Origin of the sequence: Brevundimonas sp. MEB006b, from assembly GCF_030209705.1 — a bacterium.
Taxonomy (GTDB): Bacteria; Pseudomonadota; Alphaproteobacteria; order Caulobacterales; family Caulobacteraceae; genus Brevundimonas.
Map to the genome: position 1 here is coordinate 514,162 of NZ_JARVRL010000005.1, position 25,009 is coordinate 539,170.

The window sequence follows — 25,009 nt, forward strand, 5'->3', positions numbered from 1 at the left end:
TCAGACTACGGATGGCCTATGCAGGGTGATCGGCGCTTCGACGCTTTCAAAGCAAGGCTTCTCGCCGGTGCGGCTCTGGTCGCCTGCGCGCCCTTGGCGACGCCTGCATGGGCGCAAACGACCCCTCCAGCCGCAGCCGCGCCTTCCGACGGCCTGCCGCCCGAAGCGGTCTATGTCGACGCCGACAATGCGCGTCGCGAAGGCGACAACATCATCGTCAGCGGCACGCCCGAAAACCGCGCCTATGTCCGCACGCGAGGCCATGTGCTGCGGGGCGAGAACCTGTCCTATGATCTGAACGCCGGTTCGGCGACGGCCGAAGGCCGCGTCGAGGCCATCGCGCCCGATGGCACCGTGGTCTACGCCAGCCGTCTCGAGCTGGATGAAAATCTGGAGACAGGCGTCGCCGTGGATTTCGCCACGCGTCTGGCCAACGGCGCCAGTCTGATGGCCGCAACGGCTGTCCGCCGCAGCGAGAACGTCAGCGAACTGAACTACGCCCGCTTCACACCTTGCCCGATATGCGACGATGGCGGTCCGAAGACGCCGACCATCTCGATCCAGGCGGAAAAGGTGACGCAGGACAAGCAGTTGCGCGCGATCCTGTATCGCAACGCCGTCTTCTACATCGGCCCGGTGCCCGTCTTCTACACGCCCTTCTTCGCCCACCCCGATCCCTCGGTGGAGCGGGCCTCGGGTTTCCTGGTGCCCATCGTCAACTATGACGAAGGTCGCGGCGTCTCCGTCGAGGTTCCCTATCTGCACGTCGTGTCGCCGTCCGAGGACTGGCTGATCAGCCCGCAGATCAACACGAGGGTCGCGCCGCTTCTGAACCTGCAATGGCGCCGACGGTTCGCCAACGGCATGGTCGTGGCGCGCGGCGGCTATACCTACGAGCGCGAGTTCGGCGACTTTGATCGGGACGGCGACGGCGACTTCGAAAGCAACGTCAAGTTCGGCGATCGCGAACACCGCAGCTATCTGTTGTCGCACGGCGAGTTCGATCCGGATGGCCCATGGCGGTTCGGCTTCACGGCCGAGCGCACCTCGGACAAGACGCTGTTCGACCGCTATGACGTGCGCTCTCCGTATCAGGACAACGGCCTCTATTACGGCGACCGCCGTCGTCTGATCAGCCAGATCTACGCCGAACATCAGACCGATCGGTCTTACGTTTCGGTCGCGGCCTTCTCGATCCAGAGCCTGCGCCTCGATCCGGCGTTCGCCGCGACAGACTTCCGCGACGCCAACGGCTTCAAGGTGTTCGAGGACGACGACACCCTGCCCTTCGTCGCCCCGCTGATCGATGCCCGCTGGGAGCCGCGCGAACTGGTCTTCGGCGGCCGGCTGCGCCTGAAGGGGTCAGCCGTTTCGCTCTACCGCGACGCTTTCGTCGGCGCGCCGATTCTGAATCCGGAGATCGTTCCGCCCGTCACGACAGGTCTGGCTGGCGTGGACAGCCGCCGCATCACGGGCCAGGTGGAATGGCGACGGGCGATCGTCCTGCCGGTCGGCATGCGCGTAGAGCCGTTCGTCGATACGCGCGTCGATCTCTACTCCATGTCCGACCTGCCGCCGATGATGGGCGTCGACAGCGACGAGACGGTCAGTCGATCCAGGTTCAGCGCGGGCGTGGACGTCACCTATCCCCTGATCAAACGCATCGCCGACGCCGACATCATCCTGGAGCCGGTGGGTCAGTTCTCGGTCTCCAACAAGGTCAGCCTGGACCGCCGCATTCCCATCGAGGACTCCCAGGTTCTGGAGTTGGACGAGTCGTCACTGTTCCGCATGGATCGCTTTTCCGGCTACGATCTGCTGGAAGGCGGCGCGCGCGTGACGGCGGGCGGTCGCGCCACCATCCGCTGGGCTGAAGGTCGCAAGGCCAGCCTGTTCGTGGGACGCAGCTATCGTTTCGACCAGCAGGACGACTTCAAGACGTCGATTCCGGACGATCCCGCGCGTCTTTATGACCCGACGGGCCTGGCCTCCGAGACCTCGGACTGGGTGGTCCAGGGCGATTTCTCGCCGTCGGATCGCATCCGCAGCTGGTTCCACGCCACGGTCGACGGTTCGGGCGAGGTGCGCCGCGCCGAAGCGGCGCTGGACGGCCGTTGGGGTCGCCGCAACCTGGCCACCGTCAGCTACATTCTGGATCAGTCGAACCCCGTCGACGGGCCGCTGAACCGCAACTACGAATTCGTCCAGCTGGCGGGTCAGCAGTTCGTCTTCCAAAACTGGGGCTTCACCGTCGCCGGCATCGCCGATCTGGACCAGAACGAGATCACGCGATCCGAAGTCGGCGTGCTGTTCGACGACGACTGCCTGCGGTTCGAACTGGGCTATCGGCGCGACAACACCCGCGCACGGCCCGGCGGCCCGTCGGAAGGCATCTATGTGCGCCTAAACCTCGCCACTTTCGGAGGTTCAGGTTATGGACAGGGCGATATGCGTTGAGCATGACGCTTTACGGGGCGCGACCGCCTGCCGGCCTGGCTGGCGGACCGCTGTGAGGAATCAGGACGACCAATGGGTTTGATGCGTTATTCGACGGGGGCTGCGCTCGCGGCAGTCCTCCTCGCCGGTTCGGCCTATGCCCAGACGGCGCCCGCTCCGGCACAGACCCCCACGCCCGCGCAGGGCCCTGCGGCCGGCGCGCCGAATCCTGCGGCTGAAGAGGCGCCGACGACGGCGCGCGCCGAGCCTCAGTTCGAAATGGCCGACGGCATCGTCGCGACGGTCAACGACAAGATCATCACCGGCTATGACCTGCGTCAGCGCATGCTGATGTTGATCGCCTCGTCCCAGGTCCAGCCGACCGAGCAGAACCTGCCCGCCATTCAGCAGGCCGCCCTGAACGCCCTGATCGAGGATCGCCTCAAAGATCAGGAGATGGCCAAGTTCGAGAGCCTGAAGGTCACGGACGAGGAAATCGACGGCGAGATCGCCGAAATGGCCCGCGCCGCAGGCACGACGCCGCAGGCCTACATGCAGTTCTTGCAACAGGGCGGCATCCAGCCCGCCGCCTTCCGCGACAACCTGCGCACCCAAATCGGCTGGAGCCAGCTGATCCCGGGCCGCTTCAACAGCCGCGCCCGCGCCAGCACCCTTCAGGTCGATCAGGAAGTCCGTCGGCTGAACGAGGCGGCCTCCAAGCCCCAGTTCCTGCTCGGGGAAATCTACATCGACGCCGCCCGCGTCGGCGGCGCGCAGGCAGCCTTGAACGGCGCCCGCCAGCTGGTGCAGCAGATCATCCAGGGCGCGCCGTTCCAGGCCGTCGCTCAGCAATTCTCCGCCGCCCCCTCGGCCAGCGCCCGCGTCCCAGGCGATGCAGGCTGGGTCGTCAAGGATTCGCTCCAGCCGGCTGTGCAGTCAGTGCTGGAACAGCTCCAGCCGGGCCAGCTGTCCAACCCCATCGTCGTCGATGGCGGCGTCTACATCCTCTACCTCCGCGACAAGCGTGACGGCGCCTCGACCAGCCTGGTTTCGCTGAAACAGGTCATGGTCGAACTGCCTGAAACCGCATCGGAGGCCGATGTCGCGGCCGCGACCGCCAAGCTGGAAGGTCTGCGCAACGGCCTGACGTGCGACAACATCATCTCCCAGGCCCGCGCGACCCAGGGCGTCCTTGGCGCTGACCTCGGCGAATCCGATGTCGCCAACCTGGCGCCCCAGTTCCAGCAGTTCGCGCGCACCGGCGAAATCGGCTCGGTCTCGACGCCGATCCGCACCCCGCTGGGCCTGCACCTGGTCGCTGTCTGCGGTCGTCGCGTCGGCGGGCCGGAAGCGCCGAACCGTCAGCAGGTCGAAAACCGTCTGCGCGCCCAGAACCTGGCCGTGCTGGAGCGCCGCTATCTGCGCGACCTGCGCAGCGACGCCCTGATCGAGTTCAAATGAGCCCAGCGGTCGCGCCTCTGGTTTTGACGCTGGGCGAACCCGCCGGCGTCGGGCCGGAGATCGTGGCCGCCGCCTGGAAAGCGTTGCGCGCCGACCAGACGCCCTTCGCCGTCATTGGCGATGCGGCGCTATTGCGCTTGCAAGGCGTTGCTGTGGCCGAGGTCGGGGCTCCCGGCGACGCTAGTGGCCTGTTCGGGTCCGCGCTTCCCGTCATCCATCGCCCCCTCCCCGCGCCGGTCTTGGTCGGATCGCCCGATCCGGCCAATGCCTCGGCCGTGGCGGACGGCATCGAGGAGGCGGTCAGCTTTGCCCTGTCCGGCGAGGCGTCCGGCGTTGTCACCGCCCCGATCGCCAAGGCGCCGATGTACGCCTCGGGCTTTCGCTTTCCCGGCCATACCGAGTTCATCGCCGAACTCACCGCCGATGCGCCCTACGCCGGCACGCGCGGTCCGGTGATGATGCTGACGGCCCAGAAACTGCGCGCCTGTCTCGTCACCATTCACGTCGCCTTGGACCAGGTGCCGGAACTGGTCACAGCCGAGCGTGTCGCCCGCACCGCCCGCGTCGTCCACGAAAGCCTGAAACGCGACTTCGCCATCGCCCACCCGCGCCTGGCCATGGCGGCGCTGAATCCCCACGCGGGCGAAGGCGGCGCCTTGGGCCTGCAGGAACTCGACATCCTGATCCCCGTCGCCGAACAGCTTCGCGCCGAGGGGATCGACATAACCGACCCCAGACCCGCCGACACGATGTTCCATGACGAGGCGCGCGCCACCTATGACGCCGCCATCTGCATGTACCACGACCAGGCCCTGATCCCGGTAAAGACGCTGGACTTCTGGGGCGGGGTCAATGTCTCCCTCGGCCTGCCGATCATCCGCACCTCGCCCGATCACGGCACCGGCTTCGACATCGCCGGCAAGGGCGTCGCGCGTCCTGACAGCCTGATCGCCGCCATTCGCCTGGCATCGGAGATGGCGGCGGCCCGCGCCACGCGCTAACAGGGCGTGTGACCGACCTTCCCTCTCTCCGCGAAACCCTCGACGCCCACGGCCTCTCGGCCAAGAAGAGCTTCGGCCAGCATTTCCTGCTGGACCTGAATGTCACCCGCAAGATCGTGCGCATGGCCGGTCCGTTCGAGGGCCGCGCCGTGATCGAGGTCGGCCCCGGCCCTGGCGGCCTGACCCGCGCCCTGCTGGAATCCGACGCCGGCGCCGTGGTCCTGGTGGAAAAGGATCCGCGCTTCATTCCCTTGCTGACCGAGCTGGACGACGGCTCCGGCCGCCTGACCATCGTCGAAGCCGATGCGCTGAAGGTGAAGGAGGCGGATCTGGTCTCCGGCCCGACCCATCTGGTGTCCAACCTGCCCTACAATGTCGGCACCCCCCTGCTGATCAAATGGCTGACCGGCCCGTGGCTGCCCCACAGCCTGACCCTGATGTTCCAAAAGGAAGTCGCCGAGCGCGTCGCCGCAGGGCCAGGGGAGGACGCCTACGGCCGTCTGGCGGTGATCGCCCAGGCCGTCTGCACCGCCCGCATCGTCATGCATCTGCCCGCCGCCGCCTTCACGCCGCCGCCCAAGGTGGCCTCTGCCGTCGTCCATCTGGTTCCGCTGGATGAGCGCCCGTCGCCCGAACGCCTGAAAAAGCTGGAACGCGTCACCGCCGCCGCCTTCGGCCAGCGCCGCAAGATGCTGCGGTCCAGTCTGAAACAGCTGGGCGGCGCCGCCCTGTGCGAGGCCGCTGGCATTGAACCCGACGCCCGCGCCGAAACCATCGATGTCGCGGGCTTCCTGCGACTGGCGGATGCCCTTCAATGACCGTCGAACCGTTCCGCGCCATCTCCGTCAGCCGCCTGGCGCATCAGCTCAAGAGCGAAGGCCGCTCGATCATCCATATGGAGTTCGGCCAACCCTCCACAGGCGCGCCCGCCGCCGCCATCGCGAAAGCGCATCAGGTGCTGGACGCCGACGCGATGGGCTATTGGGAAAGTCCCGATCTGCGCGGCCGCATCGCGCGCCTGTACGACGAGCGTTACGGCGTCGCCGTCGATCCCAACTGCATTTTGCTGACCTGCGGCGCCTCTCCGGCCCTGGTGCTGGCCCTCAGCACCCTGTTCAAGCCCGGCGACCGGATCGCCCTGGCCCGGCCCGGTTACGTCGCCTATCGCAACACCCTGCGCGCCCTGCATCTCGAGCCGGTCGAAATCGCCTGTGGTCCCGACACCCGCTTCCAGCTCACCGCCGCCCAGCTCCAGGCGCTGGATCCCGCCCCCGCCGGCGTCATCATCGCCAGCCCCGCCAATCCGACCGGAACCATCATACCGGACGCCGAGCTGGCCGCCATCGCCGAGGTCTGCCGCGCGCGCAACATCGCCATCGTCTCGGACGAGATCTACCACGGCCTCAGCTATGTCGGCCCGACGCCTTCGATGTTGCAGTTTGCGCCTGACGCCGTGGTCATCAACAGCTTCTCCAAATATTGGAGCATGGCGGGCTGGCGCCTCGGCTGGCTGCTGGTCCCGGAGGACCGGATCGACGCCGCCCGCGCCTATATCGGCAACATGTTCCTGACGCCGCCCAGCCTCAGCCAGCATGCCGGTCTGGTCGCCATGGACGCGATCGATGAGCTGGAAGGCCATATCCAGACCTACGCCCGCAACCGCCAGCTGATGCTAGACGCTCTGCCCGCGCTGGGTCTGCGCAAGATCGCGCCTCCCGACGGCGCCTTCTACATCTGGGCGGACATCGGCCATCTGACGAACGACAGCGTGGCCTTCTGCGAGCAATTGCTGCGCGACACCGGCGTCGCCACCGCGCCCGGCGTCGACTTTGATCCTGTCGAAGGCCACCACTTCATCCGCTTCAGCTTCGCCGTCTCGACCCCCGAGATCGAAGACGCCTTGAGCCGCCTGCGTCCCTGGTTCGCGGCCCTGGCTTAAGCCGCCTTCGCCGGCACCGCCGTCGATGTCGCCCGGTGCAAGGCGTCGTAGAGCTTCTTCGGCTCCAGCGGCTTGGCCAACCAGTCCGTCATGCCGGCCGCATAGCAGGCCTGCACCTGTTCGGCTTCCGTGCCCGCGCTGAACCCGATCACAGGGGCGTCCGCATTGGGCCCGTCCGACGCACGCAAGCGCCGTGTCGTTTCGTTGCCGTCAATGCCCGGCATATTCACATCCATCAGCACCACGTCAAACACCTTCTCCGACAGAAGCGCCAGCGCCAGATGACCGTCCGAGGCCGTGGTCAGATCGACATCCAGCGGCTGAAGCACGAGCGAGATCGTGCGGCGATTGATCTCGTGATCGTCCACGGCCAGGACGCGAAGCCGCCGGGCCAGAACGGGCGCCGCCGTCTCCTGCCCGTCCAAAGCCTGCGTCGGCCGACCCGCTGGCAGATCGACACATAGGGTGAAGGCCGCGCCCTGCCCCGGCGTGCTCTCGACCGTCAGGTCGCCGCCCATCAACCGCGCCAGCTCCCGACTGACGGTCAGGCCCAAGCCCGTCCCGCCATAGGTGCGCGCCACCTCGGCCGACCCCTGTGCGAAGGGGGTGAACAGCCGGTTCATCGCGTCTGGCGCAATGCCGGCGCCCTGGTCGATGACGGTCAGGGTCAGACAGTGCTTCCCGTCGCCACGCGGCGCCGACGCCTCAAGACGGATCACGCCTGACGGTGTGAACTTGATCGCATTGGACACCAGGTTGTTGATGATCTGGCGCAGACGATAGGGGTCTCCGCGCAGCCACACCGCCTCGCTGTCCACGCCCGACATGTCCAGCGTCAGTCCCTTGTCCGCCGCCGGCGCCGCCCAGAACCGCACCGTATCGCGCATCAAATCGCCCAGCTCGAAGTCGCGGCTTTCCATCGCCATCGCCCCGGCCTCCATCTTGGAATGGTCCAGCAGATCGTTCAGCATGCCGGTCATCAATCGTCCGGCGTCGATGATCAGGTCGGCCGTCTCCTGGCGGTGCTCCGGCGACTTGCCATCACGAAAGACATGGGCGCCGGCCAGGATGGCGCTGACGGGCGTGCGCAGTTCGTGGCTGACGATCGCCGCCATCGCCGCACGATCGGCCATGGCCGCCTGCGCCTGCTCCAAGCGCGTTTCCGCCTCCGCCCGAGATTTCACCTCGGCTTCGCGTGATCCGTGCACCCGCCAGTAGATGTTCAACACCATGCCGACGAACAGGATGGCGGACAGGGTCATGACCACGACCCCGCGGGTATCGCCCTGGATCACCTTGATCGCCGGCATCAAGGCCAGCGCCGCCAGATAAGGGCTGCCGCCGATGAAGAAGATCCGACGCGAGGCGATGCCGGACGCGACATTGGTCAATAGCCCGCCCGCCATCGTCAGGCCGGCGAGCGTCACCAGCGCTGGATGGTTGGTGGACCAGACCATCAGGGCCATCGCGGCATAGGTCGTCGCCATCACGGTGGTGGACGCCAGAGCGACAAACACGGACAGCGGGCTCTGCGACGCTTCGGCGCGTCTGAACGGCGCCATAGCCCACAGTTCGAATGCCTGAACCACAATCGCGATCGCCAGCCACAGCGGGACCCATCGCAGCATCCCGGCTTCGGTCATCGCCCAACCGACCAGGGCGGCCAGCAAAAGCCTGACGGGGACCTGCTTGACCCTCTCCCTGGCGCTGCTGGCCAAAAGAGGCGCGATCGAATGAAGAAAGCCCATGATACCCCCGTTCACCGCCTGACGTTAGGTCAAGAGGGCGAACAGGTCGTAAACCTGCGATATCGAGCCGCTAGGGAACATTCCCTATGGCCGCGTTTACCGTCCGAAATCATCTGGGCGGCAAAACAGCGTCAGTAGCGTAGCGTTGAGTAACCACAGCGCCGCAGGTCCCCACGGCCTGTGGCGCTGTTTTTCTTCAGACGGCTTCGTTCAGAAGGGCGGCCTTGTAGTCGCCGACCCACAGGTTCCTGAACCGGCGCGAACGCTCGGCGTGATAGATGTGGGCCAGTTCGGCATAGGACCGGTCGAAGTCCTCGTTCACCAGCACATAGTCGAAGGCGTCGCAGTGTTCGATCTCGCCCTTGGCGTTGGCCACGCGGCGCTCGATCACGTCGTCGGCGTCCTGTGAGCGGGTGACGAGACGACGACGCAGCTCTTCCAGGCTAGGCGGCAGGATGAAGACGCGCACGGCGTCCTCCGGGCATTTCTCGGCGACATCGCGCGCGCCCTGCCAGTCGATATCGAACAGCACGTCCCGTCCCTCGGCCAGCGCCTTGTCCACCGGCCCGCGCGGGCTGCCGTAGCGATTGCCGTGAACGTCCGCCCATTCCAGGAAGGCGTCCTCGTCGATCAGGCGCTGAAACTCGTCATGGCCGACGAAGTTGTAGTCGCGCCCATGCACTTCGCCCGGCCGGATGCCGCGCGTGGTCATGGAGACGGACAGCTCCAGCCCGCCGTGATCTGCCATCAACCGGCGGCACAGCGAGGTCTTGCCGGCGCCCGAAGGACTGGCGACGATCAGGAGGACGCCCCGGCGGGGACTGCGTTCATTCGACATTCTGGACCTGCTCACGCAACTGTTCGATGACGGCCTTGAGCTCCAGGCCGATTCCGGTGAGCGCGGTCGTAGCGGATTTCGAGCACAGCGTGTTGGCCTCACGCATGAATTCTTGCATCAGGAAGTCGAGTTTCCGCCCGGCGGGCGCCGAGGCCACAAGCTGACGCGCCGAGGCGACATGGGCGGTCAGCCGATCCAACTCCTCGCGCACATCGGCCTTGGTCGCCAGAGCGGCGGCTTCCAGGAAAATCCGGTCCTCAAGCCCCGGCGCATCAGGCGCCAGTTCTGAAATTCGGCGGGTGAAGCGATCGCGAATAGCCTCGACCTGCGCGGTAGCCTCCCCTTCCGCCTGGGCGACCAGCGCCTCGATCCGAGCGATGAATTCGTCCAGCACCGGCGTCAGTTGCGCGCCCTCGTTCTGGCGCGAGGCCTTCAACGCATCCAGCGCCTCTTCGACGGTGCGGGTCATGGCTTCCTCGACCGCCGCCCGCGCCTCGGGATCGTCCGCCTCTTCGGGCGCCTCGATAACGCCGCGCAGGGCCAGCAGGCCGTCGGCCGACGGCGGCGTTGCGCCGTTTTCGGCCAGTTCGTTCGCCAGCGTCAGATAGCGCGCCAGCACGGCGGCGTTGATCGTGACCGCCGCCTCGCCGGCTTCGGCCCGCTTGGCCTGAACGCCGATGGTGACCTGGCCCCGCGCGAACCGCGCCTGGCCGGCCGCCTTGGCCGCGCGCTCCAGCCCGTCGAAACCGTTCGGTCCACGGAACCGGATCTCCAAATTGCGCCCGTTGACCGAGCGGGCCTCGACCGACCAGGTCCAACCTTCGCCGGCCCCGTCGGCCCGGCCGAAGCCGGTCATTCCAGAAAGCGTGCTCATCGGGGCCCCTGCGTCGCGCCGGCCGGAAGGGTGATCGTCGCCTGACCGTTCCCGACAGGCGCGGCGGCGGGTTCGGTCGTCATCGGCGCCGCACTGGTTCCCGGCGTGGCGGGCGGCGTCGCTTCCGGCGGCAGGCCCGCCTTCTGGCGCTCGATCTGACGCCACCGCGCGACGTTTTGCAGATGCTCGTCATAAGTCAGGGCGAAGGCGTGTCCGCCGGACCCATCGGCCACGAAGAACAGGGCCGGGTCTGCTGGCGGGTTCAACACCGCCTTGACCGCCTCCTTGCCCGGATTGGCGATCGGCGTCGGCGGCAGCCCGTTGATCTGGTACGTGTTCCACGGCGTCGGGGCCAGCAACTCCGAGCGCCGGATGCCCCGTCCCAGCGGCCGACCCTTCGTCACGCCGTAGACGATGGTCGGATCGCTCTCCAGCCGCATCCCCGCCCGCAACCGGTTCGAGAACACCGCCGCTACGCGGGGTCGCTCCGCCGCCAGCGCGGTCTCTTTCTCCACGATGGAGGCCAGAATCACAGCCTCCTCCGGCGTGCGCGCCACGGTCGCGGGCGACCTCTGGCTCCACAGCAGACGCAGGTTCTCGGTCGCCGCGCGCTGCATCCGGTCGATCACCGACTGACGCGTGTCGCCGCGCGAAACCTCGTAGGTGTCGGGCCATAGGCTACCCTCCTCGGGCGTTTCGGCGACCGTCCCGGTCAGCACGGCCTCCTTGTTCAGGATGTCCACCGCCTGCAACGACGACCAACCTTCCGGCAGGGTCACGAAATGGCGCACCACCCGCCCCTCGACCAGCAGGTTCAGCACCCCGGCCAAGGACGTGCCGGACGGCACCTCGTATTCGCCGGCCCTCAACCGACGATCCGCGCCCGTCAGGGTCGCCGCCGCACGGAACAGGTCCGTCGAACGGATCACACCCGCCGCCTTCATCCGCGCGGCGATGGCCGAGACGCCGGACCCGCTGGGCAGGGTGACCACCGTCGTCTGCCCCTGCCGCGCGGACGGTCCCGGCGCATAATAGACCGCCCAGACGGCGATCAGCGCCACCAGCAGGAACAGGCCGAAGGTCGCGGACGCGGTCAAGAGCGAGACCGTAAAACCCGACCGCCCGCTGGATTTCTCGACCCGCCCGCGCCCGAACATCTCAGTCGACCTTCTTGAAGATCACCGAGGCGTTTGTGCCTCCGAAGCCGAAGCTGTTGGACATGGCCACATCGATCTTCATCGGCTTGGCCTTGTTGGGGACCAGGTCGATGGGCGTCTCCATCTCGGGATCGTCCAGATTGATCGTCGGCGGCGCGATTTGATCGCGGATCGCCAGCACGCAGAAGGCCGCCTCGATGGCGCCCGCCGCGCCCAGAAGGTGTCCGGTCATCGACTTGGTCGAGGAGACGGTCAGGTTCTGCGCATGATCGCCGACCAGCCCCTCGATGCCCTTCAGCTCGATCCAGTCGGCCATGGTCGAGGTGCCGTGGGCGTTGACGTAGTCCAGGTCCGACGGCTGCAGACCGGCCCGCTTCAGCGCCGCCTTCATGGCCCGCACACCGCCTTCGCCGTCCTCGGACGGGGCGGTGATGTGATAGGCGTCGCCGCTCATGCCGTAGCCTACGACCTCGGCATAGATCTTGGCCCCGCGCGCCTTGGCGTGTTCGTATTCTTCCAGCACCAGGATGCCGGCGCCTTCGCCCATGACGAAGCCCGCATGGCCCCGGTCATAGGGACGCGACGCCTTCTCGGGCGTGTCGTTATAGGCGGTGCACAGCGCCTTGCAGGCCAGGAAGCCCGCAATGCCGATCGGCACGACCGAGCTTTCGGCCCCGCCCGCCACCATCACGTCCGCGTCATCCAGCGCGATCATCCGCGCCGCATCGCCGATGGCGTGGGCGCCGGTGGCGCAGGCGGTCACCGCCGCATGGTTCGGCCCCTTCAGGCCATGACGGATCGAGATTTGGCCACCGGCGAGGTTGATCAGGGCGCTGGGGATGAAGAAGGGGCTGACGCGACGCACGCCCTGTTCCTTCAACACGATGGCCGTGTCGGCGATGGGGCCCAGGCCGCCGATGCCGGAGCCGACCATCACGCCGGTGCGCTCTTGGTCTTCGTCCGTCTCGGGCTTCCAGTTCGCATCCGCTAAAGCCTCATCCGCCGCCGCGATGGCGTACAGGATGAAGTCGTCGACACGCTTCCTGTCCTTGGCGGACATGATCTTCTCAGGATCGAAGTCGCCCTCGCCGCCGCCGCCGCGTCCATCCACGCTCGGCACTTCGCCGGCGATGGTGCAGCCATAACCCGTAGTGTCGAACGACGTGATCGGGCCGATGCCCGAGCGTCCCTCGATGATGCCTTTCCAGCTCTTCTCGACGCCCCAACCCAGGGGTGTCAGCAGACCGATGCCCGTAACGACGACGCGGCGCATGGTGCGTGCTCCCTTATCTCCAGCCCGACCCTTCGGAATCATTGCGGATTCGCGCGGGTCAGAAACAGTAAAGGCCGCCGGGCGTCTCCGCTAGGAGCGCCGGGCGGCCCTGTGAACCGTCAGCCTATTCGGCCGAGATCGGCGACTGAGATCAGCCGGCCGACTTTTCGTCGATGAACTTGACCGCATCGCCGACCGTCTGGATGTGCTCGGCGGCGTCATCCGGGATCTCGATGTCGAATTCTTCTTCGAAGGCCATCACCAGCTCGACGTTGTCGAGCGAGTCGGCGCCCAGGTCGTCGATGAAGCTGGCCTTTTCGGTGACCTTGTCCGGATCGGCGTCCAGATGGTCGATGACGATCTTGCGAACGCGCTCGAGGGTGTCGGACATGAGTGTCTCTCTGCCTGTTTGAAATCGCCGTAGAGGCGGGGGTAGCTCAGAAATCGCCGTCTCACGGCAGCGATGGCGACGCAAGCCCGAAAGCCCGAACCGCCGACGCATTCAACCCTTTAGCACAGGCTTTCGGGCTGGAAATAGTCTGTTGCGCGACGTGATAAGGGCCACAGCCCTTAAATCATCGCCATGCCGCCGTTCACGTGCAGGGTCTGACCGGTCACATAGGCGGCTTCGTCCGACGACAGATAGACGGCGGCGGCGGCGATCTCGTCGCCCGAACCCAGTCGGCCCGCCGGAATCCGGCCCAGGATGGCCTCGCGCTGCTGATCGTTCAGCACATCGGTCATCGGCGAAGCGATGAAGCCCGGCGCGATGCAGTTGACGGTGATGCCCCGCGAGCCGACCTCATGCGCCAGCGACTTGGAAAAGCCGATCATGCCGGCCTTGGAGGCCGAATAGTTGGTCTGGCCCGGATTGCCGGTCACGCCGACCACCGAGGTGACGCCGATGATTCGACCCGAACGGCGCTTCATCATCCCCTTCACCGCCGCGCGGGTCAGGCGGAAATAGCTCTCCAGATTGATCTGGATGACGGACTGGAAATCCTCGTCCTTCATCCGCATCAGCAGGCCGTCCTTGGTGATGCCCGCATTGGCCACCAGGATGTCCAGCGGCGCGCCCGCCGCCGTCTCCGCCGCGTTGACCAGATTATCGACCGACTCGGGATCCGACAGGTTCGCCGTGGCGAAATGCGCCCGTTCGCCCAGTTCCTTGGCCAGGTCCGCCAGCACCGCCTCGCGCGTGCCCGACAGCACAACGGTCGCGCCCTGGCCGTGCAGCGCCCGCGCCACCGCCCCGCCGATCCCGCCCGTCGCGCCGGTCACCAGCGCGGTCTTGCCTGCAAGATTGAACATTTATATCTCTCCGAAGTGGCGAGTGATTAGTGTCGAGTGGCGAGGAAAAGCAAAGTCGCGTGACGAAGCCGTCGCCACGCGTCCCACGTCAGCCCTTGGCGAACGCTTCCAGCTCTTCCGGCGTATTCAGAGGCAAGGCCTCAGCGTCCGGTGCGATCCGCTTGGCCATGCCGGTCAGCACCTTGCCCGAGCCGATCTCGACGAAGCGGGTCACGCCTCCTTCGGTCGCCATCCACTCCATGCTCTCACGCCAGCGCACCCGGCCGGTGACCTGCTCGACCAGCAGGCGGCGGATGACTTCCGGATCGCTCTCGGGCCGCGCCAGGACGTTCGCCACCACCGGCACGACCGGCGCGACGATCTTCGCCTCGGCCAGGGCGGCGGCCATCTCGTCGGCGGCCGGCTGCATCAGCGGGCAGTGGAAGGGCGCCGAGACGTTCAGCGGGATCGCCCGCGCGCCCAGTTCCTTGGCCTTCTCGATGGCCCGGTCCACAGCGGCCTTCTCGCCTGAGATGACGATATTGCCGTTGTTGTTGTCATTCGCGACCACGCAGACGCCGATTTCCGAACCGGCCGCCGCCGCCGCTTCCGCCAGCGCCAGATCGGTCTTGGGCCCGATCAGCGAGGCCATCGCCCCCTGCCCCACCGGAACCGCGCGCTGCATGGCCTGACCACGCAGTTTCAGCAGCCGCGCCGTGTCCGACAGCGAGATCGCCCCCGCGGCCGCCAGGGCCGAATATTCGCCCAGCGAGTGACCGGCCACATAGGCCGCGCTCGCCACGTCAAAGCCGAGCTCGGCCTTCAACGCCCGGATCGCCGCCACGGACACCGCCATCAATGCAGGCTGGGCGTTCTCGGTCAGGGTCAGTTGATCCTCGGGGCCTTCGCGCATCAGCACCGACAGCTTCTGGCCCAGCGCCTCGTCCACCTCGGCGAAGACGTCGCGAGCGGATTGGAAAGCGTCCGCCAACGGCGCGCCCATGCCGACGGCCTGGCTGCCCTGTCCCGGAAACAGAAGTGCGAGGGTCATCGACCGCTCCCTGAATCATTTATCAAGAGCGCGGACCCGTAAGCCCAGACTTACCCGAGGGCAAGCGGAGGCGGTGGGTGCTTGTGCGTTGAACCGTTTCCACGACCGCAGGGATGCTGCCCTGAGAGCGCCTAGCGGCGCCGGTATTTTGCGAGCAGTCGATCGCGCGCGGCGTTGACGCGCGCCGCCAGCCCCTCCGTGCCGCCCTGATCGGGATGGGCGCGGGCCATGGCGCGTTTCCAGGCCGCGCGGATTTCCGTCTCGGTCGCGGCTGGCCCGACGCCCAGCACGGCGCGGGCGTCAGCCTCGGTGATGGGTTCGGATCGGATGACCGGCCGCATGCGGGAGGACCAAGCCAGATAGAGTCCTGCCCCAGCCAGCGCCGCCGCCGTCAGCCACGATCCACGAAACGCCGCCAGCGCGCCGCCCGCCAGCAGCACCGCGCCCAGCAGGGTCGCTGTCACGCGCCAGTGAGCGCGTCCGCGTCGCTCGGTCTGCCGGCCCAGCCGAACCAGCGCCCAGACGGCGATCGCCGCCAAGGCCAGCCAGATCAAACCCATCAGGCGATCAGGCCGCCACGTCCAAAGGGCTCAGCACCTGCTCCAGGCCCATGGCCATCATCAGATTGCGCATCTCTTGGCGCGCAGCGACGTGGGCCAGGGACACCGCGACCGGCCGGATGTCGTTCGACAGGTCGGCCACCGTCAGGCCGAACGGGAACAGTTCGCGATAGATGACCCGGTCCCGCAGGCCGGGACCGACGCGGAAGCCGACGCGCTTGGCCAGCTTGGTCATCCGTTCTTCCAGACGCTTGCGGTTGCGGGCCTCCGCGACGGCGAGACGATTGGTGACCACCAGCCAGTCGATCGTCGCGTGACGGCCCTGGGCGATGGCGCGCTGCTTGCGCGCCTCCCAGACGCTCTCGGAATAGATCGAGGGTTTCAGCAGTTCCAGGGTGACCGGATCAACGTCGCCCAGCAGGTCGAAATCGACGAAGCTGTCGTTCATCGGCGTCACGATCTGATCGGCGCGGGCGTGGGCGGCGTTCGAAACGGCCGTGTCGCCGCCGGGCGTGTCGATCAGGATGCAATCGACGCCCCGCGCCGCCGCCTCATCGAAAGCGCGCTCGAAGGTGGCGATCTGTTCGGCCACGTCCGCCTTGGCCAGGGCCTTGCCGTCGCCCATGTCGGGGATCAACGGTTGGGGCAGATCGTGTCCGTTCGCCGCCAGCCAGGCCAGACGGTTGTGGAAGAAGCGCTGCATCGAACGCTGGCGCAGGTCCAGATCGATGATCGCCACCGAACGCCCGGCGTGCAGCAGGCCGGTCACGATGTGGATGGCCAGGGTGGACTTGCCCGCCCCGCCCTTTTCGTTGCCGAGGACGATCACATGCGGCTGCGTCATTCGAGGGAATCCTCTGTGCCGACCGCGCGACTCAGACTGCGCGGTCCTAGGTCCGGCGAGACTCGGCCTCAACGGGCCAAACGTCAACGGAACCTTAACGCAGACCTGTGGACGGCGAACCGGGGTCGGTCAGCTGTTGCGTGCGCACCAGGCGTCGGCGACAGCGGCGGAGCGGCACACCGCAGCGGCGGTTTCGGTCGAGACCGGTCCGACCTTCAGCCGCGTCAGGCGACGGCCGTTGACCTCGACCTCCTGGTAGATCGGCGACAATCCCGACAGGTCTGACGTGGCCTTCATCCGATCCCAAGCCTGACGCGCGCCGGCCGCACTGGAATAGGCGCCCAGTTGGATCGTGCGTCCGGTCTCCCGCGCCGCCGTGAGGCTTGCGGGACGCAACACGGGCGCCTGAACCCGCGAGATCGCCTCATCCGCAACGGCTTTCACGACCGCCGGCGAGGCAGCACGAATGACCGCGTCGCGCAGCCCGGTATCCTCACCGACGGGGCGAAGGCCTGCCTGAACGTCTCGGGCGTCCCACATGGCGTGGGGATCCATGACCGCCACCTTGACGGGGGTGAAGCGCACAGGCCGCAGTCCGGCCTTTTCAGCCACGGCATGCCGGGTTTCGCGATCACCGGCCGAGAGCGGAATGTCGATCGACGCGACGTTCTCGGCCATCGTGCTGAATCGATGGGGATCGCTGTCCACCGCGCCACAACCGGCGACGGCTAGGCTGCTGGCGAAGGCCAGGGCGATCAGAACTGGACGGGTCGCTTCTGCGGGCGTCATAAGCACGACCCTAGAGCCCAGACTTTGCGGTCTGGTGCATCAACAGGCTTAAGCGGAAAGGTTAATCGCTTCATCATGATAGACGCCGCCCCCCTCCCCGTCGTCCGCACCGTCGCCGACCTGCGGGCGATCGTCCGGGACTGGAAACGTCAAGGCCTGAGCGTCGGCATGGTTCCGACCATGGGCGCCCTGCATGAAGGCCATCTGACCCTGGTGCGCGAAGCCGCACGCCGCGCTGACCGCGTCGTCGCCTCCAACTTCGTCAATCCGACCCAGTTCGCGGCGCATGAAGACCTGGGCAAATACCCGCGCCAGCAGGAAGAGGATGCGCGCCTGCTGGCGGGCGCCGGGTGCCACCTGATGTTCGCTCCCTCGGCCGAGGAAATGTATCCCGAGGGCTTCGCCACCAGCATCGCCATGACCGGCCCGGCCCTGGGTCTCGAGGGCGATTTCCGGCCGCAGATGTTCGGCGGGGTCGCCCTGGTCGTCACCAAGCTGTTCAACCAGGTCCAGCCCGATGTCGCGGTCTTCGGCGAGAAGGACTACCAGCAGCTGATGGTCGTTCGTCGGTTCGTGCGCGACCTGGATTTGCCGGTCGAGATCGTCGGCGCGCCTACGGAGCGGGATGGCTGGGGCCTGGCCCTGTCGTCACGCAACGCCTACCTGTCCGAGACCGAGCTTGAGACCGCGCGCCGGCTGAACGGCATTCTGGCGGAGGCTGGCGTCCATGCCTCAAGCGGCCGCCCCCTGCCAGGCGTCGAGCGTGAAGCCTATGCGGCCCTTCTGAAAGCCGGGTTTGATCGCGTCGATTACGTCGCCATCCGCCACGCTGAGGACCTGACGCCGTTCCGCAACGACATCGTCGACGCCCCCGCGCGCATCCTGGCCGCCGCCTGGCTGGGCAAGACGCGACTGATCGACAATATGGCGGTCTGAAACGACAAGGGCCGCATCCGTTCGCCGGATGCGGCCCTGTCAGATCATCCGATCGCGCCGACGCAACCCTCTGCGTCGCCTGGCGCCAGATCGGCGTCGGTCAGGGCGATGGTCCAGCCGTGATGTGTGTTCAGGCCCCAGCGCCGCGCGCCGCCGCCATCGCCGGCGTCCCCACCCGCCGTGACCACCACGCGTCGGCCCTTGGGCAGAGCCGGCGGATCGATCTTGCCCACCGCCAGAGACGTCGGCGTCTCGCCGCCGTAACCGTCGAACACGCTCAGCATCGACCATTCACGACGCAGGCCCATCCACCAGGCGTCCTCGGTATTGATCGCCAGCACAGCGATCCCGTGGCCCTCGGCGGCGAAAGCCAGAGCTTTTTGCGGATCGCGCACCATCTTGATGTCGGCGGCGGCGCCGAAGCGCAGGCGCGCGCCGTCATAGGCGCGTGTCGGTTCGATTGGGGCCCAGACCTGGACCTGAAGCCGGCCCTGGCGCGCCAGGCCCCAGCCGACGATCTCGCGCCACAGATGTTCGACCGCCTCGGCATTCTCGGGCTGCGCCTGCTTGAGCATGCGCGAGAGGACGGTTTGTTCGCGATCGGGACGCAGCTTGGTGTGCGGTCCCGTGGGTGCGTCCTTGGCCCTGCCGACGGTGGCGGCGATGGCCAGACGTTGCTCGAACAGGGCCAGGATCTGGTCGTCGATGCCGTCGATTTCGGCGCGCAGGGCGGCCAGCGCCTGCTGTTCGGGGGTCAGGTCGGCCATGTCAGGCCAGACTTGCTGAAGGTTGAAATGGGGCATGGGAAAGGGCTTTCGGCATTCTGAGATTCGATATGTGCAGGGGCGAACAGCCGCTCTGGTCCAGAGCGGTCGCCGGTGAAGCAGTCAGGGACGGAGTGCGCCCGACGCCTCAGCCGGCGTATCGAAAGCCGTAAAAGCCGTAGCCGAAATAGAGGCCGGAAACCGCGCGCGAACGGTCGAAAGAAACAGAAAGAGCGCGCAGGCGGGACATGGTCCGGTTCCGGTTGATGCGGATCGTGTTGCGACCCGTCGGTGTCTTAAGGACGCAAAGACCGTGCGCAGTCAAGCCTCAGGCAGGCTCAACAGGACAAAACGCGTCTGATTATCGCTGGAATCCTGCAAGTCGTTGCGCAGGATCGACAGACCATACACCTCAGCGGCGCCGACCGGGGCGATGGCCGCCCGTGTCGGGTCGCCCGCTTCTGCCACATCGCGCGCCGCGCCTGCGGTATCGAAATGCTCGATGACCTCGACATTCAAACCGGCCAGCGTGTCCTTGCACTGGGCCAGGGCGATGGGGTGGCTCTCGACCGTGCGGATATCGGACAGACGCGCGCCGTCGATCGCCATCAGCGCATGACGGATCGGCCGCCAGACCTGGGCGACCGGCTCCACGCCAAGCGCACCGACCAACGTCGCCGCCGGCTCGACCACGCCGATGGTCGAGTTCTCGACCGGGATCAGGGCGCAACCGCAGTCGCCGGCGCGCAGCGCATCCAGGGCCTGGGCGAAGGTTTCGAACGCCACAGCCTCGTCCCAAGGACGCAGGGCCAGACAGGCCTCATGGCTGAACGATCCGGGCGCGCCCTGATAGGCGACCCGGCCGGGCTTTTCCTCAGTTGGAGCCGCTACTTGCATCGATCACTTCCTCGGTCTCGGATCGATCTGGCGCTGCCTCGGTGGCGTCACCATGACCGGATCGGCCCGCATTTGGGGCGCTGACGACGGCTAGGCCGCCGCCGACTGCGCCACCCGCCCGGCCTTCAGCCGCTCCGCGACCAGGAAGGCCAGCTCCAGCGCCTGGTCCGCGTTCAGGCGTGGATCGCAGTGGGTGTGATAGCGGTTTGACAGGTCGTCCTCCGTCACAGCCTGGGCGCCGCCGATGCATTCGGTGACGTTCTGGCCGGTCATTTCCAGGTGGACGCCGCCGGGGTGGACCCCTTCCGCCTCGGCCACGTCGATGAAGGTCCGCACCTCGCCCAGGATGCGGTCGAACGGCCGGGTCTTGTAGCCATTGCCGGCCTTCAGCGTGTTGCCGTGCATTGGGTCGATGGACCAGATCACCTTGCGGCCCGAGGCCTTCACTTCGCGCATCAGCTTGGGCAGGCGCTCGCCCACCTTGTCGTGACCGAAGCGTCCGATCAGCGTCAGACGACCGGAAACATTGTCCGGGTTCAGGGCGTCGATGAGCGGCAGCAGGTCGTCGGCGGTCATGGTCGGCCCACACTTCACGCCGATGGGGTTCTTGATCCCCTTCATGAATTCAACGTGGGCGCCGTCCAGCTGACGCGTGCGCTCGCCGATCCACAGCATGTGGGCTGAGGTGTCGAACCATTCGCCGGAACCGCCGTCCAGACGCGTCAGGGCGCTTTCGACGTTGAGCAGCAGGGCCTCGTGGCTGGTGAAGACCTCGACCCGGCTGAGGTCCGGATGGGTCTCGGGCGTGACGCCGACCGCCTCCATGAAGGCCAGGGCCTCGGTGATCTTGTCGGCCAGCTCGCGGTACTGGGCGCCGGCGGCGTTGTCTCCGGCGAAGCCTAGAGTCCAGCGATGGATGTTGTACAGGTCGGCGTAGCCGCCGCCGGCGAAGGCGCGCAGCAAGTTCAGCGTCGAGGCCGACTGGTTATAGGCGCGGATCAGACGCTGCGGATCGGGCGCGCGCTCTTCCGGCGTAAAGCCCATGCCGTTGATGATGTCGCCGCGATAGCTGGGCAGTTCGACGCCGTCGATCTCTTCCAGCGGCGACGAGCGAGGCTTGGCGAACTGGCCCGCGATTCGCCCCACCTTCACCACCGGCTTGCGCCCGGCGAAGGTCAGGACGACCGCCATCTGCAGAATCAGGCGGAAGGTGTCGCGGATATTGTCTGTCGAGAACTCCTTGAAGCTCTCGGCGCAGTCGCCGCCCTGGAGCAGGAAGGCGTCACCCCGCTCAACCTGCGCCAGCTTCGACGTCAGGCGCCGCGCTTCGCCGGCGAAGACCAGCGGCGGCAAGGCGCGCAACTCGTCTTCCACCCGAGCGAGGGCGGCGGGATCCGGATAGTCCGCCGGCATATGCAGGGCGGTCTTGGTTCTCCAGCTTTCGGGCGTCCAGCGTGTCATCGCGCAAGAATAGGACTTCGCGCCTATTCAAACAACGAAAAGCCAGGAGGATTTTGCCGCGAGATGTCAGTCTTCCGAAGAAGGCGACTTTTCCGCCGCAGCTTCAGCCTTGCGTTCGGCCTTCGCCGCCGCCTTCTCGGCCGCCTTCAACGCTGCGGCGCGCTCGCGTTCCTGACGCTCAAAGCTATAGTTGGGTTTGCGAGCCATCGGCGTCCTCGTCTCATATCTTGATCTTGCGGTGAAGGTGACGATGCATGGGGCCGGACGCAATCGCCAAATCCAGCACCATGCAAAAGCGGCTCACAGCAGTCTCTCCTTGCGCGTCAAAATCTTGGCGGCGGCGTCGAAGGCGATGAACAGGCGGGCTAGAAGGGTCATGGGGTCTGAACGCTTGGCCCTATTCGATGTTCAGTCCCGCGAACCTTCGTCGCACCCGAAAGACAGGCGCCCATGTCGACCCAACCCATCCTCCTCGGCGGTGTCGAAGCCGGCGGCACCAAGTTCATCTGCGGCGTCGCCGCCGCCGACGGCGTGATTGTCGACCAGATTCGTATACCCACGACGTCGCCCGACGAGACGCTCGATGCGGTTGCAGCCTTCTTCGTCAACGCCCAGTCGAGGCACGGCCGGCTTTCTGCGCTGGCGATCGTCAGTTTCGGCCCTTTGTCCTTGAAACCGGACGCGCCGGATTTCGGCGCTATCACCAGCACGCCCAAACCCGGCTGGAGCGACGTCAACCTGTTGGCCCATCTGCGCCGTTTCATCGATGTTCCAATGACGCTGGACACCGACGTGAACGGCGCGGCCGTGGGCGAACGCCTGTTCGGCAGCGGGCAAGGGCTGGAGAGCTTCTGCTACGTCACGGTCGGCACGGGCGTGGGGGTCGGGGTGATGATCGACGGCGCACCGCATGGCGGGGCGAACCATCCCGAAGCCGGTCATATCCGGCTGCCCCGCGCCAAGGGCGACGAGAGGTACTCGGGCACCTGTCCCTTCCACGGCGACTGCCTGGAAGGCCTGGCGAGCGGGCCGGCGCTGCAAGCGCGCTGGGGCGCGGCCGCCGAGACGTTTTCTGACGATCATCCGGCCTGGCCGATGGCGGCGGAGTATATCGCCGGTCTGTGCACCAACCTGACCTACACGCTGCGGCCGGAGCGAATCATCATCGGCGGCGGCGTGATGCAGCCGCACATGTACGATCTGGTCAGACAGGCGCTGGTGAGACAGCTCGGCGGCTATGACGCGAGCCTGCGGGATCTGGATACGAAGACCTACATCGCGGAGCCGACCGCGGGGGTGTCCGCCGGCCTTATCGGCGCATTGGCCCTCGCCTACCGTTCCGTCACGGGCGAGTGGCCCAAGGACTGGGCGACGCAAGGCCAGGATCAAATTGGATTGGAGATGGTGGACGCGACAGGGATTGAACCTGTGACCCCCTCGGTGTGAACGAGGTGCTCTCCCGCTGAGCTACGCGTCCTTGCCTTGCGGAGGCGGCGACATAGCCCGGTCGCCGGCCCCGCGCAAGCGCCTGTTTCAGATTCCGGCGGCGCGAACGCCTTCGGGCGTATCGGCTTCCGGGTCGCCCGGCAGCCAGGCGACGTGACCGTTATAGATGTCCTGGTTGAGGATGCGCTCTTCCTTGGCGACCAGCACCGGCACCAGCATTTGGCCGGTCACATTGGTCGCGGTGCGCATCATGTCGATGATGCGATCGATGGCGACGATATAGCCAATCCCTTCCAGCGGCAGGCCGGCGGTCGACAGGGTCAGGGTCAGCATGACGATGCTGGTCCCCGGCACGCCGGCCGTTCCCAGCGACCCGAGCACCGCCGTCAGGCCGATCAGGACGTACTGGGTCAGCGTCAGATCAATCTTGAAATACTGGGCGATGAAGATCGAGGCGATGGCCGGATAGATGGCCCCGCACCCGTCCATCTTCACATTGGCGCCCAAAGGCACGGCGAAGGCGGCGTAGGCCTGGGGCACGCCCAGCCGTTCGACCGTCTGGCGAAGGGTGATCGGCAACGTCCCCAGCGAGGAGGAGGTCGCAAACGCGGTCTGCTGGGCCGCGAAGGCGCCGCGGAAGAAGCTGGTGACCTTCAGGCCGTGGATCTTCAACAGGCCCGAATAGACGATCAGGATGTGGAACAGGCAGGCGGCATAGATGGCGAGAATGAACTTCAGCAGCGGCAGCAGCGCCTCCCAGCCATAGCCGCCGACGACCGATCCGATCAGGCCGAACACGCCGATGGGCGTCAGCTGGATGACCCAGCGGGTGATGCGGAAGATGACGGCCGCGCCCTCATCCACCAGACGCCGAACGCCCTGCGCCCGGTCGCCCAGCGCCACCAGGGCCATGCCGACCAAGGCCGAGAAGAAGATGATCTGCAGCACCTTGCCTTCGGCCAGGGCGGCGAACGGATTGGTCGGCACGACGCCGATCAAGACTTCCAACGGAGTCGGGATCACCCGTTCCTTGACCTCGCCCAGCGGCAAGTTGGACAGGCCGACGCCCGGATTGATGATGTGGCCGAAGGCGAAACCGACCAGCACCGCCAGCAACGACGTGATGGCGAACCAGACGATGGTCCGCACCCCCAGCCGCACGGCCCCCGCCCCCTCGCCCAGCTTGGCGATCGAGCTGGCAATGGTGAAGAGCACCAGCGGCGCCACAACCATGCGGATCAGGTTCAGATAGACGTCGCCGATCGGCTGAAGCCAAGTCTCGGCCCGCTCGCGCAGGATCAGCCCGGCGATGATGCCGAGGATGAAGCCGGCGGCGGTCCGCTGCCACAGCGGGATCTTGAAAAAGCGAGCAAGCATGACGGCACTTTCAACAGGGGTGCGCCAATCTGTCCATCGCCATGGCGATCCGCAACCGCAGCAGCGATCATTCAGCCGACAGATTTCCTGTCGGCTGGCTTCAGAATTTCAGCGCCCGCCTTACGTAGAAGTCGGAGAGGATACCGTCGATCGCCTCTTCGACGTCCTCGAAAGCGTCGATCAGCACGTCCCCGCCCAGATCTTCGACGGGCGTCGGCGTAAAACCGAAGGTCGTCAGAATGCAGGGCATGGCGGCGTCTTTAGCGGCATCCGCGTCCGGCGCGGCGTCTCCCACCATGATGGCCCGTTCGGGATCGCCGCCTGCGATGGCGACGGCCTCCTTCAGATGGGCGCCCGAGGGCTTGCGCGCGCTGACCCGATCCGGCCCGACGATAGCGGCGAAATGTCGGGTCAGGTCCAGCTTGCCCAACAACAGCTCCGACAGGTCCGAACGCTTATTGGTGGCCACAACCAGGATTGCGCCCCGCTCGCTGAGCCGCTCCAGCGTCTCGACCACGCCCTCGAAAGGCTGCGAGCCGTCGGCGATATGGGCGGCGTAATCGACCAGGAACCGCTCGAACAGTTCGTCGGACTTGGCCCGCTCGACCGGCGCGCCGGCGGCTTCGAAGCCGTGCACCAGCAGCGCCCGCGCGCCCGATCCGATCAGGCTCGAGGCGGACTCCATCGGCACGGGCGGCAGCCCCTCCTCGACCAGCATCCGGTTCAGCGTGCCGATCAGGTCCGGGGCGGAATCGACCAGCGTGCCGTCAAGGTCGAAGGCGATGGTCCAGCCTTCCAGGTCGCGATCGCTCATCCACATCTCCCGCTGGCCCGCATGATGGGCTAGATCGCAGGACGACTAGACTG

Annotated in this window: 24 protein-coding genes and 1 tRNA gene; 7 read left to right on the forward strand and 18 right to left on the reverse strand. The window is 66.7% G+C overall.

Annotated elements, in window-relative coordinates:
* Positions 1 to 18 precede the first annotated feature (18 nt).
* The 5 genes from QRN13_RS08920 to QRN13_RS08940 all read left to right on the forward strand — a co-directional run bounded on the left by QRN13_RS08920 (position 19) and on the right by QRN13_RS08940 (position 6,837).
* A complete protein-coding gene (locus QRN13_RS08920; protein WP_284877628.1) occupies positions 19 to 2,457 on the forward strand; it encodes an LPS-assembly protein LptD in 2,439 nt (812 codons plus the stop codon).
* A gap of 72 nt (positions 2,458 to 2,529) precedes the next feature.
* Positions 2,530 to 3,897 (forward strand): peptidylprolyl isomerase, encoded by a 1,368-nt coding sequence (locus QRN13_RS08925; protein ID WP_284877629.1) that lies wholly within the window; start codon positions 2,530 to 2,532, stop codon positions 3,895 to 3,897.
* Complete coding sequence (gene pdxA, locus QRN13_RS08930) at positions 3,894 to 4,898, forward strand: 4-hydroxythreonine-4-phosphate dehydrogenase PdxA (RefSeq protein WP_284877630.1); 1,005 nt, start codon at positions 3,894 to 3,896, stop codon at positions 4,896 to 4,898. The genes QRN13_RS08925 and pdxA overlap by 4 nt, the downstream gene beginning before the upstream one ends.
* Positions 4,899 to 4,906: 8 nt before the next feature.
* Positions 4,907 to 5,716 carry a 16S rRNA (adenine(1518)-N(6)/adenine(1519)-N(6))-dimethyltransferase RsmA gene (rsmA, locus tag QRN13_RS08935; RefSeq protein WP_284877631.1) on the forward strand — a complete coding sequence of 270 codons (810 nt, stop codon included), beginning with the start codon at positions 4,907 to 4,909 and terminating at the stop codon, positions 5,714 to 5,716.
* Complete coding sequence (locus tag QRN13_RS08940; protein WP_284877632.1) at positions 5,713 to 6,837, forward strand: pyridoxal phosphate-dependent aminotransferase; 1,125 nt, start codon at positions 5,713 to 5,715, stop codon at positions 6,835 to 6,837. Before rsmA ends, QRN13_RS08940 begins: the two co-directional genes overlap by 4 nt.
* On the opposite strand, the gene QRN13_RS08945 is transcribed toward QRN13_RS08940, so the two are convergent.
* The 11 genes from QRN13_RS08945 to QRN13_RS08995 form a co-directional block, all read right to left on the reverse strand.
* The gene (locus tag QRN13_RS08945; RefSeq protein ID WP_284877633.1) at positions 6,834 to 8,585 is read right to left on the reverse strand and encodes an ATP-binding protein; all 1,752 of its coding nucleotides are present in this window, start codon (positions 8,583 to 8,585) and stop codon (positions 6,834 to 6,836) included. The two genes, QRN13_RS08940 and QRN13_RS08945, sit on opposite strands and share 4 nt — an antisense overlap.
* A 196-nt stretch (positions 8,586 to 8,781) precedes the next feature.
* Entirely contained in the window at positions 8,782 to 9,423 is a 642-nt protein-coding gene (gene gmk / locus QRN13_RS08950; protein WP_039247959.1) for a guanylate kinase, read from the reverse strand.
* Complete coding sequence (locus tag QRN13_RS08955; protein ID WP_284877634.1) at positions 9,413 to 10,297, reverse strand: YicC/YloC family endoribonuclease; 885 nt, start codon at positions 10,295 to 10,297, stop codon at positions 9,413 to 9,415. The genes gmk and QRN13_RS08955 overlap by 11 nt, the downstream gene beginning before the upstream one ends.
* Positions 10,294 to 11,394, reverse strand: a complete 1,101-nt coding sequence (gene mltG / locus QRN13_RS08960) for an endolytic transglycosylase MltG (RefSeq protein WP_284877635.1) — start codon at positions 11,392 to 11,394, stop codon at positions 10,294 to 10,296. The genes QRN13_RS08955 and mltG overlap by 4 nt, the downstream gene beginning before the upstream one ends.
* 61 nt (positions 11,395 to 11,455) lie before the next feature.
* On the reverse strand, positions 11,456 to 12,727 hold the full coding sequence (gene fabF / locus QRN13_RS08965; protein ID WP_284877636.1) for a beta-ketoacyl-ACP synthase II: 1,272 nt from the start codon (positions 12,725 to 12,727) through the stop codon (positions 11,456 to 11,458).
* A 151-nt stretch (positions 12,728 to 12,878) separates the two neighbouring features.
* Entirely contained in the window at positions 12,879 to 13,118 is a 240-nt protein-coding gene (locus tag QRN13_RS08970) for an acyl carrier protein (RefSeq protein WP_008264317.1), read from the reverse strand.
* A gap of 179 nt (positions 13,119 to 13,297) precedes the next feature.
* Entirely contained in the window at positions 13,298 to 14,038 is a 741-nt protein-coding gene (gene fabG / locus QRN13_RS08975) for a 3-oxoacyl-[acyl-carrier-protein] reductase (protein WP_284877637.1), read from the reverse strand.
* Positions 14,039 to 14,126: 88 nt separating this feature from the next.
* A complete protein-coding gene (gene fabD, locus QRN13_RS08980; RefSeq protein ID WP_284877638.1) occupies positions 14,127 to 15,068 on the reverse strand; it encodes an ACP S-malonyltransferase in 942 nt (313 codons plus the stop codon).
* A 131-nt stretch (positions 15,069 to 15,199) separates the two neighbouring features.
* A complete protein-coding gene (locus QRN13_RS08985; protein WP_284877639.1) occupies positions 15,200 to 15,628 on the reverse strand; it encodes a J domain-containing protein in 429 nt (142 codons plus the stop codon).
* 7 nt (positions 15,629 to 15,635) lie between these two features.
* Positions 15,636 to 16,472, reverse strand: a complete 837-nt coding sequence (locus QRN13_RS08990) for a division plane positioning ATPase MipZ (protein ID WP_284877640.1) — start codon at positions 16,470 to 16,472, stop codon at positions 15,636 to 15,638.
* 129 nt (positions 16,473 to 16,601) lie between these two features.
* Positions 16,602 to 17,261 (reverse strand): SPOR domain-containing protein, encoded by a 660-nt coding sequence (locus QRN13_RS08995; protein ID WP_284877642.1) that lies wholly within the window; start codon positions 17,259 to 17,261, stop codon positions 16,602 to 16,604.
* Between the two features lie 75 nt (positions 17,262 to 17,336).
* Here QRN13_RS08995 and panC point away from each other — a divergent pair, with 75 nt between their 5' ends.
* Complete coding sequence (gene panC / locus QRN13_RS09000) at positions 17,337 to 18,197, forward strand: pantoate--beta-alanine ligase (protein ID WP_284877643.1); 861 nt, start codon at positions 17,337 to 17,339, stop codon at positions 18,195 to 18,197.
* A gap of 44 nt (positions 18,198 to 18,241) precedes the next feature.
* Here panC and QRN13_RS09005 read toward each other — a convergent pair whose 3' ends face one another.
* The 4 genes from QRN13_RS09005 to QRN13_RS09020 form a co-directional block, all read right to left on the reverse strand.
* Positions 18,242 to 19,000, reverse strand: a complete 759-nt coding sequence (locus QRN13_RS09005) for a chorismate mutase (protein ID WP_284877644.1) — start codon at positions 18,998 to 19,000, stop codon at positions 18,242 to 18,244.
* 282 nt (positions 19,001 to 19,282) lie between these two features.
* The gene (locus QRN13_RS09010) at positions 19,283 to 19,858 is read right to left on the reverse strand and encodes a prephenate dehydratase domain-containing protein (protein ID WP_284877645.1); all 576 of its coding nucleotides are present in this window, start codon (positions 19,856 to 19,858) and stop codon (positions 19,283 to 19,285) included.
* A gap of 90 nt (positions 19,859 to 19,948) precedes the next feature.
* A complete protein-coding gene (locus QRN13_RS09015) occupies positions 19,949 to 21,319 on the reverse strand; it encodes a class II 3-deoxy-7-phosphoheptulonate synthase (protein WP_153925671.1) in 1,371 nt (456 codons plus the stop codon).
* Between the two features lie 66 nt (positions 21,320 to 21,385).
* On the reverse strand, positions 21,386 to 21,526 hold the full coding sequence (locus QRN13_RS09020; RefSeq protein WP_165116349.1) for a hypothetical protein: 141 nt from the start codon (positions 21,524 to 21,526) through the stop codon (positions 21,386 to 21,388).
* 243 nt (positions 21,527 to 21,769) lie between these two features.
* On the opposite strand from QRN13_RS09020, the gene QRN13_RS09025 reads away from it, so the two are divergent.
* Positions 21,770 to 22,765, forward strand: a complete 996-nt coding sequence (locus QRN13_RS09025) for an ROK family protein (protein ID WP_284877752.1) — start codon at positions 21,770 to 21,772, stop codon at positions 22,763 to 22,765.
* Here QRN13_RS09025 and QRN13_RS09030 read toward each other — a convergent pair.
* The 3 genes from QRN13_RS09030 to QRN13_RS09040 all read right to left on the reverse strand — a co-directional run bounded on the left by QRN13_RS09030 (position 22,722) and on the right by QRN13_RS09040 (position 24,956).
* Positions 22,722 to 22,796 (reverse strand) — tRNA-Val (locus QRN13_RS09030). The genes QRN13_RS09025 and QRN13_RS09030 overlap by 44 nt on opposite strands.
* 56 nt (positions 22,797 to 22,852) lie before the next feature.
* Entirely contained in the window at positions 22,853 to 24,142 is a 1,290-nt protein-coding gene (locus QRN13_RS09035) for a dicarboxylate/amino acid:cation symporter (RefSeq protein ID WP_284877646.1), read from the reverse strand.
* A 100-nt stretch (positions 24,143 to 24,242) separates the two neighbouring features.
* Positions 24,243 to 24,956 carry an HAD-IA family hydrolase gene (locus QRN13_RS09040; RefSeq protein WP_284877647.1) on the reverse strand — a complete coding sequence of 238 codons (714 nt, stop codon included), beginning with the start codon at positions 24,954 to 24,956 and terminating at the stop codon, positions 24,243 to 24,245.
* Positions 24,957 to 25,009: the final 53 nt, after the last annotated feature.

Coding starts and splice junctions, on each gene's coding strand:
- QRN13_RS08920 (WP_284877628.1), top strand. CDS start 19: ATGCAGGGTGATCGGCGCTTCGACGCTTTCAAAGCAAGGCTTCTCGCC.
- QRN13_RS08925 (WP_284877629.1), top strand. CDS start 2,530: ATGGGTTTGATGCGTTATTCGACGGGGGCTGCGCTCGCGGCAGTCCTC.
- pdxA (WP_284877630.1), top strand. CDS start 3,894: ATGAGCCCAGCGGTCGCGCCTCTGGTTTTGACGCTGGGCGAACCCGCC.
- QRN13_RS08940 (WP_284877632.1), top strand. CDS start 5,713: ATGACCGTCGAACCGTTCCGCGCCATCTCCGTCAGCCGCCTGGCGCAT.
- QRN13_RS08945 (WP_284877633.1), bottom strand. CDS start 8,585: ATGGGCTTTCTTCATTCGATCGCGCCTCTTTTGGCCAGCAGCGCCAGG.
- gmk (WP_039247959.1), bottom strand. CDS start 9,423: ATGTCGAATGAACGCAGTCCCCGCCGGGGCGTCCTCCTGATCGTCGCC.
- QRN13_RS08955 (WP_284877634.1), bottom strand. CDS start 10,297: ATGAGCACGCTTTCTGGAATGACCGGCTTCGGCCGGGCCGACGGGGCC.
- fabF (WP_284877636.1), bottom strand. CDS start 12,727: ATGCGCCGCGTCGTCGTTACGGGCATCGGTCTGCTGACACCCCTGGGT.
- QRN13_RS08970 (WP_008264317.1), bottom strand. CDS start 13,118: ATGTCCGACACCCTCGAGCGCGTTCGCAAGATCGTCATCGACCATCTG.
- fabG (WP_284877637.1), bottom strand. CDS start 14,038: ATGTTCAATCTTGCAGGCAAGACCGCGCTGGTGACCGGCGCGACGGGC.
- fabD (WP_284877638.1), bottom strand. CDS start 15,068: ATGACCCTCGCACTTCTGTTTCCGGGACAGGGCAGCCAGGCCGTCGGC.
- QRN13_RS08985 (WP_284877639.1), bottom strand. CDS start 15,628: ATGGGTTTGATCTGGCTGGCCTTGGCGGCGATCGCCGTCTGGGCGCTG.
- QRN13_RS08990 (WP_284877640.1), bottom strand. CDS start 16,472: ATGACGCAGCCGCATGTGATCGTCCTCGGCAACGAAAAGGGCGGGGCG.
- QRN13_RS08995 (WP_284877642.1), bottom strand. CDS start 17,261: ATGACGCCCGCAGAAGCGACCCGTCCAGTTCTGATCGCCCTGGCCTTC.
- panC (WP_284877643.1), top strand. CDS start 17,337: ATGATAGACGCCGCCCCCCTCCCCGTCGTCCGCACCGTCGCCGACCTG.
- QRN13_RS09005 (WP_284877644.1), bottom strand. CDS start 19,000: ATGCCCCATTTCAACCTTCAGCAAGTCTGGCCTGACATGGCCGACCTG.
- QRN13_RS09010 (WP_284877645.1), bottom strand. CDS start 19,858: ATGCAAGTAGCGGCTCCAACTGAGGAAAAGCCCGGCCGGGTCGCCTAT.
- QRN13_RS09015 (WP_153925671.1), bottom strand. CDS start 21,319: ATGACACGCTGGACGCCCGAAAGCTGGAGAACCAAGACCGCCCTGCAT.
- QRN13_RS09020 (WP_165116349.1), bottom strand. CDS start 21,526: ATGGCTCGCAAACCCAACTATAGCTTTGAGCGTCAGGAACGCGAGCGC.
- QRN13_RS09025 (WP_284877752.1), top strand. CDS start 21,770: ATGTCGACCCAACCCATCCTCCTCGGCGGTGTCGAAGCCGGCGGCACC.
- QRN13_RS09035 (WP_284877646.1), bottom strand. CDS start 24,142: ATGCTTGCTCGCTTTTTCAAGATCCCGCTGTGGCAGCGGACCGCCGCC.
- QRN13_RS09040 (WP_284877647.1), bottom strand. CDS start 24,956: ATGAGCGATCGCGACCTGGAAGGCTGGACCATCGCCTTCGACCTTGAC.